Origin of the sequence: Aeromonas caviae (genome assembly GCF_000819785.1) — a bacterium.
Lineage (GTDB): Bacteria > Pseudomonadota > Gammaproteobacteria > Enterobacterales > Aeromonadaceae > Aeromonas > Aeromonas caviae.
Window position 1 is genome coordinate 102501 of record NZ_CDBK01000094.1, and the last position, 10518, is coordinate 113018.

Below are 10518 nucleotides of genomic sequence, written 5' to 3' on the forward strand. Positions count from 1 at the left end.
GGACAGAGCGACCGGCATCGCCAGTCGGGCTTCCGTTAACAGGGGCCTACTCTCTCATATTTCCCATGGAAAACGGGAGGCCCAAGCCTCCCGTTTGTGTGTTCACCCGTCAGCCCCTGTCAGGGGAAGATGTCAGGCGATGAGCTTGTCGTCGGCAAAGCCAAAGCCGCGCAGCCCCACCACATGCACATGTTCGTGCTTGCCCTGCACCTTGCGGATGAGCTTGTAGGTGGTGCCCTTCTCGGGGCTGATGTTCTCCGGCGCGGCGATAAGCAGCTGCATGTCCTGGCGTTCGCACAGCTCGAACAGGGTGGCGATGGATTTGCCATCAAGCCGCGCCGCTTCGTCCAGGAACAACAAGCGGCAGGGAGCGATGTCCTTGCCGCGCAAACGGCGGGACTCCTCCTCCCAGCTGATCAGCACCATCAAGAGGATGGCCTGACCGGTGCCGATCGCCTCGCCGGTGGAGAGGGCGCCGCTCTCGGCCCGCAGCCAGCCGTCGGCCCCGCGCTGCACCTCGATCTCCAGCTCCAGGTAGTTGCGATAATCCAGCAGCACGTCCCCCATCACCTGATAGTTGCGCTCCCCCTGCTCCACCTGCGGGTTGAGACGCTGGAAGAGCTTGGCCATGGCCTCGGAGAAGCTGAGCTCCTTGTCGGCGAAGAGATCGTTGTGCATGGCGCTCTGATCGGCGAGCGCGGTCAGGAGGCGAGTGTGGGCCTCGCGGATATTGACGTTGAGACGCACCCCGCGCACCAGACCGAAGGCGATGTTCTGCAGGCCCTGGTTCAATACCCGGATGCGGTTCTGCTCCCGGCGGATGATGTTGGTGATCTTGGCCGCCACCTCGTGGGAGGAGAGGGACAGATGGGTTTCCCGCTGCTTGAGCTCGTCGGCGAGGCGCGCCAGCTCGATCTCCATCTCCTCGATGGCTTCCACCGGATCGTCCGAGCGGATGATGTCGTTGCGGATGCGATCCTTGAGGTAACGGTAGACCTGCACGTAGAAGGCGACCTTCTGCTCGGTGCTGCGGTTGCCTTCCGACAGACGCAGCGCATCGCGCAGGGCCTCGTCGTGGGCCACCGCCACCCGCAGGGCGCCGAGGGCCTTGTCCGACATGGAGCGCAGCTCGTCGCTGTCAAGATAAGCCAGCTCGCGCTTGTTCAGACGCTTCTCGACGTCGGTCTCCCGTGCCAGACGCACCACCCGCGACCAGCTCGCCTTGTGACCCACCAGGGATTTGCGGGCGCTGTAGTAATCCTTGCCTTCGAGCTTGAGACGACCGCCAAGGGATTCGATTTCGCGCTTGCACACCTGCAACTGGGCCTCGGCGCTGGTGCGGCGGGTCCGGGTGCGGATAAGCAGCTCTTCAATCTCTTTCTTGTGGGCACGGGCCTTCTCTTCCATGTCATCCGACAGGGTCAGCCCCATGGCCGCCAGCTCCTGCTCGAACTCCGCCAGGGTCTGCCCCTTGGCCGAGGCGCTGGAATCGAGCGCCGTGCGCAGTTGCAGCGCCTCGGTGTGGCGCTGGGTGATCTGCTTGTGCTGCTCACCGGCGGTGCGGGCGGCAAGCTCCGCCGCCTTGAGCTTCTCTTTGAGTCGCTCGCTCATCTCGGAGGCCTTGCCCAGCAGGTCTTGCGCATCCTGATAGGCAAAGTGCGGCAAACGGGCCACCAGCTGATCGAGGGCGTAGCAGCGGCGCTTCTGCTCGGCCAGCAGGTCACTCACCTCGTCAAAGGCCGCCTGCAGGGCCGCCAGATCCTGGGGATCCTGGCGCAGCACCTGCACCATGGTTTCCAGTTTTTCCAGCGCCTTGCCGTGTTTGGCGATAAAGGCTTCGGCTGTTTTAAGCGCCTCCACGTCGGCGTGAGCCGCCTCGAGGCGGGCCGCCAGGTCTGCCTCGGCAAACAGGTGGGCAAAGGGCAGCATCCCCTGCACCAGCTGGATATGGCGGGTCAGCTGGGCGGCGGCGGCTTTGGCATCACTCAGCTGCTTGTCGCACTCGGCGATGGTTTCTTGCAGCTTGCGCTGCTCGGCCTGTTTGGCCTGCACCTCGGCTTCGGGGTCCGGGCGGAAGGCGATATCCAGATGCTGACCGATAAAGTCGCGAAAATGCCCATAGAGACGGTGGTACTTCTGCTGCTCGAAGGCGGCCTTGGCGTAGCCCTCGATGAGGTTTTCCCGCTCAAGATCGAGCTGCTCGATCCGTTTTTCCCGGGCGGCGCGGCCAAACAGCGGCAGCTCGGGGTAGCGGGAGAAGCGCACCTGACGCTTGCTGGTGCGCACCAGCACGGCGTCCCCCAGCTCATCCGCTTCCACCAGATCCTCGTCAAAGGAGTCTGGGTTGCCCTGGATGAGGTAGATATCTTCCGGGCAATCTTCCAGCTTTTTCAGCCGCTCGATGGCGCCTTCGAGGTCGAGCACCACCAGGGCGCTGCGAGCCGGGCCGTAGAGCGCGGAGTAGTAAGGGGCATCATCGATGGAGATGTCGTCATAGACGTCCGAGAGCAGCACGCCCCCCACCTGCTCGGCGATGCGGGCAAGACGGGGGTCCGCCTCGCCTGCCCCCAGCTGCAGGTTGCGAATTTGCAGCTCCAGCCCCTGTTTCTGCGCCGCGATGCGGTTGCTCTCCTGCTCGAACTCGCGCTCCTTGTCGAGCACTGTCTGCATACCGGCCGAAAGCTCTTCGGCGGTGGCCAAGGCCAAGCCACTCTGCTCGCGCAACTGCGCGAGCTTTTCAAAGGATTTCAGCCAGCGCGGGGCCAGCTTGGTCAGTTCCGCGATATCGCGGCCCAGCTGGGTGCCCTGATGCTCGAGGCTGGCGCGGCGCTGATTGGCCTCCGCCTGCTGCTCGGAGAGCTCCTCCTGGCGGGTGCGTTGGGCTTCGAGGAAGATCTCCAGCTCGTCCTGGCTGGCAATCAGCTGGCCAGAGGCCTGCTGCAGCTCGTCTCGCAGCCGCAAGAGGGTCTTCTGGCTCTCGCTCTCTTTCTCGAGGCGAGCCAGGGCGGCGCGCAGACCCTGGCCCTGGGCAATGCGGGCCTTGTCCTCGATGTGGCGCTTGAGCAGCCCCTGCGCGGTGGGCCAGGCGGCCTCGCGCACTGTCTCGGGGGCGATGCTGAGCAGCAGCGCCAGCGCCGCTTCGTGTTCGGCCACCGCAGCCTTGGCCAGCGCCAACTGCTGCTCGGCCCCCAGCACCCGGCTGGTGAGGCTCTGCTCGGCTGCGCGGAACTGGTGCAGGGTGTCGCTCGCCTGCGCAGGCTCGAGCCCCGGCAGCTCGCACTGCTCGCGGGCGTTTTCCAGGGCCTGCACCGCCTGACGGTACTGGATGGCGCGGGTCTGCTGGATATCGAGCGCCTGCTGGTAGTCGGCCAGCTGGGTCTTGAGGCTGTCTACCTCTGCCTGGGCCAGCTCCTTGCGCTCTTCCACCTCCAGCAACTGGCCGTGGATATCTTCCACCACCGCCTGCTGCTGCTCCAGCTTGTCGTTGAGCTCCGCCAGATCGGCGCGATAGAGGGCAATCTTCTTTTGCAGCGCCACGGCCGCCATCACCTTGGCCAGGTGCTCGGCGGCAGACTCCAGCTCGTCGGTCAGGAGCTTCTCGCGGTTGGTGAGCTGATCCACCTCGTCCGCCAGATAGATGGCACGCTGCTTCTCCTCGGCCAGCAGGCGGCGTTTGCCGGCGAGCTCAGAGCGTGCCTTGAGGGCCAGCTCGGAGAGGCGGCTCTTCTCGGCAGCGCCCCGCACATACTCCGCGGCCACATAGTGGGTGGTCTCGGTGATGAGATTCTTGAAGAGATCCCGCTGACCCTGGGTCTCCTTGATGGCTTCCAGGGTGCGGCGGTTCTCGTAGATGGCCGCCTCCATGTCCTGGAACGCCTTGCGCACGCCGGAGTTCTCCGGCAGCAGGTATTCCCGCAGGGAGCGGCTGATGGACGAGGAGATGCCGCCGTAGAGGGAGGCTTCGATCAGGCGATAGAACTTGCCGCGATCCTTCTGATCCCGCAGCTTCTTCGGGGTGATGCCGAACTCGAACATGAAGTTGTGATAATCGGTCACCGTATTGAACTTGGCGACCTTGATGGCGCCGAGCTCCGCTGCCGCCCCCTTCAGATCGGCGAAGGCACGTACCCGCCCCTTACCGTCGTCGAGCTTCTCCAGCAGCAGATCCGTGGGCGCCAGGTGCTCGGGCACATCCACCAGGGCGAACGGGGTGATGTTGACCTTGTTGTCACGGTTGGCCACTTGTTCGAGGTGGACGCCAACCCAGATCCGCTGCTCGCGGCTGTTCATCACTTCCAGCAACGAATAGCAGTGGCCGCGCTGCAGCTTGCCGTAGAGCCCCTTGTCGCGGGACGCGCTGGAGGAGCCCGCCTCCGTGGTGTTACGGAAGTGAAGCAGTGACTGGTCGGGAATGAGGGCCGCGATAAAGGCCGCCATGGTGGTGGACTTGCCCGCGCCGTTGCCGCCGGACAGGGTCGTGACCAGCTGGTCGAGATCGAAGGTGCGGGCGAAGAAGCCGTTCCAGTTGACCATGGTCAGGGATTTGAATTTGCCTCTCACGCCACACTCTCCATCAAACCGGCAGACACCATCAGTGCCGACACATTAACGTTGCAGATCATCTTCCACCTCCAGCTCCAGCTGCTCTTCGTCCAGATCCTCTTCGATATCCTCGAACAGGGAATCGCTGCTCGGCATCTCGTCGTCATGGAAGATGGCTTCCCCTTCCTGGATCATCCGCAGTTGCACCGCGCGGGGATCCTCGTCGGAGCGCACATCGGCGGCGAAGCGGAACACGGATTCGTTGACCCGGAATTTGTCGCTGTTGCCAAGGGGGGTGATCATCCCGAGGCGCTTGAGGCGACGCATGGAGGTGCGGATCTTCTCGAGGAGCTTCTTCTTGTCCAGATCGGTACCGCCGGAGCGACTGTTGACCATCCGCAGCAGCTGCTTCTCGTCCGCCAGACTCAGCACCTCTTCTTGCAGCTCGCCCATGGCGAACACCCCTTCAGAGGCGAGCCTGTCCGGGCTCAGGAACAGGTAGCAGAGCACCTTGCCCACCAGCATATCGAGCTCAGATAACACTGTTGTTCCGATGTCGGCGCTCGGGCGCGGACGCAGGTAGAAGAAGCCTTCCGGCGCCTTGATGAGTTCCACCTGATAGCGACCGTAGAAGATCTCCAGCTCCTGGTGGTACTCCACCAGGGCAGAGTGCTGCTCGAATTCGTCGGCACTGATGTGGCGACCGGAGCGCAGGGCGGTGTCGATGCGCGGAAACAAGGGGTTGGCGATGGCCTCTGCGAGACGCAGGGGCAAGGGGAATTCAGTATTGATCGATGACATAGGCCTGAACCTTGGATCCAGCTTGGTTGATGGGTTTCCATGCGGGTTGGCGGTGGTGCTCGCGCTCACCGCTGGCATGGCCGAGACGCACGGCCTGATCGATCAGGAGGCGCGCCACGTCGAAGTGGGCATGAGCCGGGTAGTCCAGCAGGTATTCCCGCAGCACGTCGGCAAGATCCAGCCGATCTCCCTGCTCCGGGTAGCGGGCCAGGTAGCGCTCGATGCGCTCCGCCAGCTCCTGGTTGATGTCCACCATCTCCACGTACTCCATCTCGAGGGGCACCTCGCCGGTCACCTCCTCGTCGTGGATGGCGATGGTTTCATCCCGCAGCTCCAGCAAACGGGGCTCTTCGGCCACCCGCAACAACCAGCTGTGCTGCTCGAAGTTGCGGATGGATTCCCGCAGCCGCTGGCTGAAGGCGCGGTTCTTGTCCATGTCGATGGCGTTGCGGATGAACTTGTGAACGTGCCTGTCATAACGGGACCAGAGCTCGATGCACTGCTGGCCCCAGGCGGTGATGACGTCCAGACGCCCCTGCAGGGCGTGGGTCAGCTCCTCGACGTGGAACAGATCATCACGCCCCTGGGCCGCTTCCTGAATGTTGAGCAGCCCCGCCTGCAGGCGGTGGCCGGCGGCGTCCAGGGTGTCCTGCAACTCGCGCAGGGTCTGGCCGGTCTCGTGCAGGAGCTTCTCGCAGCTGTGGATGGCATCGACCCAGTTCTGGGTCAGCAGGGCCGCGATCTCGCTCTTGACCTGGTTTTGCTGCTCGTCCATGGCGCGCTGGGTGAGATCGATGCGCCCGAGCGTCTCTTCCAAGGAGAAGGAGAGGCGCGGCAGCACCTCGGCGTCCCACTGCTCCCGGGTGTTGGTCTCGAGCGCCGCCTTGCGGGCGGTGTCGAGCTCGGCCGCCAGGTGCTCGAGCAGGATGGAGAGCTTGATGGAGTCCACCTGGCGCTGATCCATGAAGAAATCGACGATGCTCATGCCAAGGCGCGACAGGCGGTAGAGGCTCTCCCCCGCCACCATGTCGGTGGTGAAACGCGACAGCAGTTGCTGACGAATGAGATCGTTGATGGCGTTGTTGGCGCGACCGGTGAGGGTCTCGTCCATCTGGCCGAAGGCACTGCTGACATAGCCAAAGGCATCGTGCAGCGCGGCCTCCGAGAGATCAGACTCGTCCTCGGAGAGCGTCTTGATCGCTATCAGAAAGGCCAGCCTGTCGGTGGGGAGGTTCAGCGCCAACCCCTCCTGTCTGACCCATCCCACCGTCTCTGGCAGGGTACGGGATGTACTCATCATGACGTTATCATCTCGTTGTTATAGTCGGCAGGTCTTTGCCTGCCGTGGTGATATAGGCCGGGGTCGGTGGCGCCCCGGCGGCTGGATCCCGCATCGTATTCACGCCGGTGTGTCTCAACCGGCCGGTTTCTGGGCCATCACATGGATGTAGCGCCCCAGGGAAACAAAGGGCTCCTGGCGGCAATATTGCTGCTCCATGGCCAGCAGGTCCTCGAACTTCTCGACCTGATCCTGCTTGTGGCGCATGTAGTCGTGGATGACACGCACCCCGGTCTTGCCGATGATCCGCAATCCCCCCCGGCCTATCCAGTCATAGACCTGCTCCGGCAACTGGGGATTGGTGGGTGTCAGGGCGGTCTGGCGTTTCTTGCGAAGGCCCAGGCGCACATAGTCAAAATTGCCCACCACCAGGCTCTGGAACAGGAGGCCGTGACGATTGTAAAAAAGCAGCGACAGTATGCCCCCTGCCTTGACGAAAGGGAACAGACCCAGCAAGGTCTGGCGCGGCTCGGCGAGCCACTCCAGTACCGCGTGACAGAGCACCAGATCGAAGGTGCCGGTCACCTGGTGCTTGAGATCCTGAATGGGGCAATGGATGAGACGAATTCTGTCTTCCAAGCCCTTCTGGGCGATCTGCTCCCGGGCCAGATCCAGCATTTCTGCCGACAAATCGCACAGCTCCACCTGATGGCCCATGGCCGCCAGTTTCTGGGCGAAGTAGCCAAAGCCGCCGCCGGCATCCAGGATGCGCAGCGGCCGGTTGCCCAGGCGCGCCAGGCAGGCTTCGATGTCACTCCAGACAATGGTGGTGCGAATGCGCCCCTTGGTGGAGTCGTAAATGTTGCGAGCGAACTTGTCCGCGCGCCCGTCAAAACTCTGATCTTGCTTCAAGACACACTCATCTTCGACCGCCCCGCCATGAGGGCCGCAGGAGGAACCACACAGGATTGGGCCACAGGAAAAAAGAGGGGTATTCTGTCACATCCCGAATTTGCTGAAAACTCAAGGACGTCTCTGTCGTGTTCGAGCTCAACTTCTTTGTCATCAAGAAATGGCTGGGCCATCTGCTGATGCCGCTCCCCTTCTCTCTCTCCTTGTTGGTGCTGGCGCTCGTGCTGCTCTGGTTCACCCGCTTTCAAAAAAGCGGCAGGCTGCTGGCGACCCTCTCCTTGGTGATCATCGCCCTGATGGGGACGCGGCCGGTGAGCTACGAGCTGGCCCGCAGCCTGGAGCAGACCTATCCCCCCTTCGAGGTGAGCCAGCATCCTGACATCCAGGCCATCGTCGTGCTGGGCAACGGTCATGTGAGCGATCCGGCCATCCCAGAGCGCGCCTGGCAAAACAACATCTCCCTGGCGCGCACCCTGGAAGGAGTTCGCCTGGCTCTGGCCTATCCAGAAGCCGAGCTGGTCTTCTCCGGTGCCGTGGCCGGGGATCCCCTGTCGAACGCCGAGGTCAACGCCCGCATGGCGGCAAGCCTTGGCATCCCGCGTGCGCGCATGACGTTGTTTGAAAACAACAAAGACACCCATGACGAGGCGGTCAGCATCGCCGCCCACCTCAACGGCAAGCGGGTGGCGCTGGTGAGTTCGGCCACCCACCTGCCCCGGGCCATGGCCCTCTATCGCAGTCAGGGACTCGATGCGGTGCCGGCTCCCACCGATTACACCGCCAAGCAGAGTCAGGAGCCACAACCCCTCTACAGCTACCTCCCCAAAGGGCGTTATCTGATGTATTCCGAGGCTGCCATTCACGAGTGGATTGGGGTATGGTGGGCCCGTTTGCGTGGGCAGGTCACCGAGTGAGCAATCGCGCCTTGCATTCCTGATTTGGATCAGGAAAGCGAAAAAAAATTACGTCATTTGCCGCCGGGTCAGCTATCTTGGGCTCGGTTCAATTCATATAATGTTGCGCAATCAAATGCCTAGGAGATATAGAAGATGAGACAGCACCTGGTAATGGGTAACTGGAAACTGAACGGCACCAAGGCTTCTGTAGAAGCCCTGATCAAAGGACTGACCCCGGCCGCTGCCGCTCATCCTTCCGTGCAAGTGGCCGTCTGCCCGCCGGTTATCTTTTTGGGTCTGGTTGAACAGCTGACCGCTGGCAGCAAGATCGCCTACGGTGCCCAGAACGCCGACGTTCACGAGTCCGGCGCCTTCACCGGCGAAAACGCCCCCTCCATGCTCAAAGCCTTCGGCTGCACCTACTCCCTGGTCGGCCACAGCGAGCGTCGTACCCTGCACGCAGAGACCGACGACGTGGTGGCTGCCAAGTACGAAGCCATCCAGAAGGGCGGCCTGATCCCCGTGCTGTGCATCGGTGAAACCCTGGCCCAGTTCGAAGCCGGTACCACCAACCAGGTGGTCGAGACCCAGCTCAAGGCCGTGATCGATCGCTGCGGCATCGCCTCCTTCGAGAACGCCGTCATCGCTTACGAGCCGGTATGGGCCATCGGCACCGGCAAGACCGCCACCCCGGAGATCGCACAATCCGTGCATGCTCACATCCGTCAATACCTGGCCGGTTTTGATGCAGCCGTGGCTGCCAAGGTACAGATCCTGTACGGCGGCTCCGTGACTGGCGCCACCGCTGCCGACCTGTTCGGCCAGCCGGACATCGACGGTGGCTTGGTGGGTGGCGCGTCCCTGAAAGTGGACGACTTCTCCCAGATCATCGCTGGCGCCGCCAAGTAAGCGCCAAGCAAAGAGGGGCCCCGCCCCTCTTTGCATATCGCTTTCCTATGGACCCTCTCGCCATAGGAAAGCCGATATAGTAAAAGCGGCCAGCCGTATTTTTCAGAATCTTGATTTTCGACAACTCAGATCCAGAGGCACTCATGACCAAACAAATCAAACGTATTGGTGTTTTGACCAGTGGTGGTGACGCACCGGGTATGAACGCAGCCATCCGCGCCGTGGTGCGCGCCGGTCTGCATCATGGCCTGGAAGTTTACGGCATCTATGATGGCTACCTCGGTCTGCACCAGGACCGTATCGTCAAGCTCGAGCGTCACAGCGTCTCCGACGTCGTGAACCGTGGCGGTACTTTCCTGGGCTCCGCCCGTTTCCCCGCCTTCAAGGATCCGAAAGTCCGTGCCGAAGCGGTCGAAAACCTGAAGAAACACGGCATCGACGCCCTGGTGGTCATCGGCGGTGACGGTTCCTACATGGGTGCCAAGAAGCTGACCGAAGAGGGCTTCCCCTGCATCGGCCTGCCGGGCACCATCGACAACGACATCGCCGGTACCGACTTCACCATCGGTTTTGACACCGCTCTGAACGTGGTCGTGGACGCCATCGACCGCCTGCGCGATACCTGCAGCTCCCACCACCGCATCTCCGTGGTCGAGATCATGGGCCGCCACTGCGGCGATCTGGCCATGTCTGCCGCCGTTGCCGGTGGTGCCGAGTACGTGATCGTGCCGGAAGTAGCCTTCGACAAGGAGAAGCTGCTGCAACAGATCAAGGAAGGGGAAGCCAAGGGCAAGAAGCACGCCATCATCACCATCTGCGAGCACGTCACCGACGTGAACGCCCTGGCGAAAGACATCGAGGCCATGACCGGCCGCGAAACCCGCGCCACCATCCTGGGCCACATCCAGCGTGGCGGTTCTCCCACTGCCCGTGACCGTATCATGTCCAGCCGCATGGGTGCCTTCGCCGTCGAGCAACTGCTGGCGGGCCAGGGTGGCCGCTGCGTCGGCATTCAGGGCAACGAGATGGTGCACCACGACATCATCGACTGCATCGAGAACCTGAAGCGCCCGTTCAACCAGGAGCTGTACGATCTCTCCACCACCCTGTTCTAAGGGCTGTGGTCTGACAAAAAACCCTCCTCTGGAGGGTTTTTTTATGGCTATGTCCCAATTACGT

The 10518-nt window shown here is 62.5% G+C and carries 7 protein-coding genes; 3 read left to right on the top strand and 4 right to left on the bottom strand.

Annotation, left to right across the window (positions count from 1 at the left end):
- Positions 1 to 132: 132 nt before the first annotated feature.
- From mukB to cmoM, 4 genes are all read right to left on the bottom strand, one after another.
- Positions 133 to 4560 carry a chromosome partition protein MukB gene (gene mukB, locus BN1120_RS16945; RefSeq protein ID WP_042017163.1) on the bottom strand — a complete coding sequence of 1476 codons (4428 nt, stop codon included), beginning with the start codon at positions 4558 to 4560 and terminating at the stop codon, positions 133 to 135.
- Positions 4561 to 4605: 45 nt separating this feature from the next.
- Positions 4606 to 5343, bottom strand: coding sequence for a chromosome partition protein MukE (mukE, locus tag BN1120_RS16950; RefSeq protein WP_029314572.1), 738 nt, complete (start codon positions 5341 to 5343; stop codon positions 4606 to 4608).
- Complete coding sequence (gene mukF / locus BN1120_RS16955; RefSeq protein WP_039040724.1) at positions 5324 to 6643, bottom strand: chromosome partition protein MukF; 1320 nt, start codon at positions 6641 to 6643, stop codon at positions 5324 to 5326. The genes mukE and mukF overlap by 20 nt, the downstream gene beginning before the upstream one ends.
- 114 nt (positions 6644 to 6757) lie before the next feature.
- Positions 6758 to 7534, bottom strand: coding sequence for a tRNA uridine 5-oxyacetic acid(34) methyltransferase CmoM (cmoM, locus tag BN1120_RS16960; RefSeq protein WP_039040723.1), 777 nt, complete (start codon positions 7532 to 7534; stop codon positions 6758 to 6760).
- A gap of 128 nt (positions 7535 to 7662) precedes the next feature.
- Between cmoM and elyC the strand changes: the two genes are divergently transcribed.
- The 3 genes from elyC (at position 7663) to pfkA (ending at position 10454) form a co-directional block, all read left to right on the top strand.
- Positions 7663 to 8448 carry an envelope biogenesis factor ElyC gene (gene elyC, locus BN1120_RS16965; RefSeq protein WP_042863923.1) on the top strand — a complete coding sequence of 262 codons (786 nt, stop codon included), beginning with the start codon at positions 7663 to 7665 and terminating at the stop codon, positions 8446 to 8448.
- A gap of 135 nt (positions 8449 to 8583) precedes the next feature.
- Positions 8584 to 9339 carry a triose-phosphate isomerase gene (gene tpiA / locus BN1120_RS16970; protein WP_029314576.1) on the top strand — a complete coding sequence of 252 codons (756 nt, stop codon included), beginning with the start codon at positions 8584 to 8586 and terminating at the stop codon, positions 9337 to 9339.
- Between the two features lie 143 nt (positions 9340 to 9482).
- On the top strand, positions 9483 to 10454 hold the full coding sequence (gene pfkA, locus BN1120_RS16975; RefSeq protein WP_010674852.1) for a 6-phosphofructokinase: 972 nt from the start codon (positions 9483 to 9485) through the stop codon (positions 10452 to 10454).
- Positions 10455 to 10518 lie beyond the last annotated feature (64 nt).

What these genes read in the sequence shown, in the direction of transcription:
- tpiA (WP_029314576.1), top strand. Translation starts at nt 8,584, where the DNA reads ATGAGACAGCACCTGGTAATGGGTAACTGGAAACTGAACGGCACCAAG.
- mukE (WP_029314572.1), bottom strand. Translation starts at nt 5,343, where the DNA reads ATGTCATCGATCAATACTGAATTCCCCTTGCCCCTGCGTCTCGCAGAG.
- pfkA (WP_010674852.1), top strand. Translation starts at nt 9,483, where the DNA reads ATGACCAAACAAATCAAACGTATTGGTGTTTTGACCAGTGGTGGTGAC.
- mukF (WP_039040724.1), bottom strand. Translation starts at nt 6,643, where the DNA reads ATGATGAGTACATCCCGTACCCTGCCAGAGACGGTGGGATGGGTCAGA.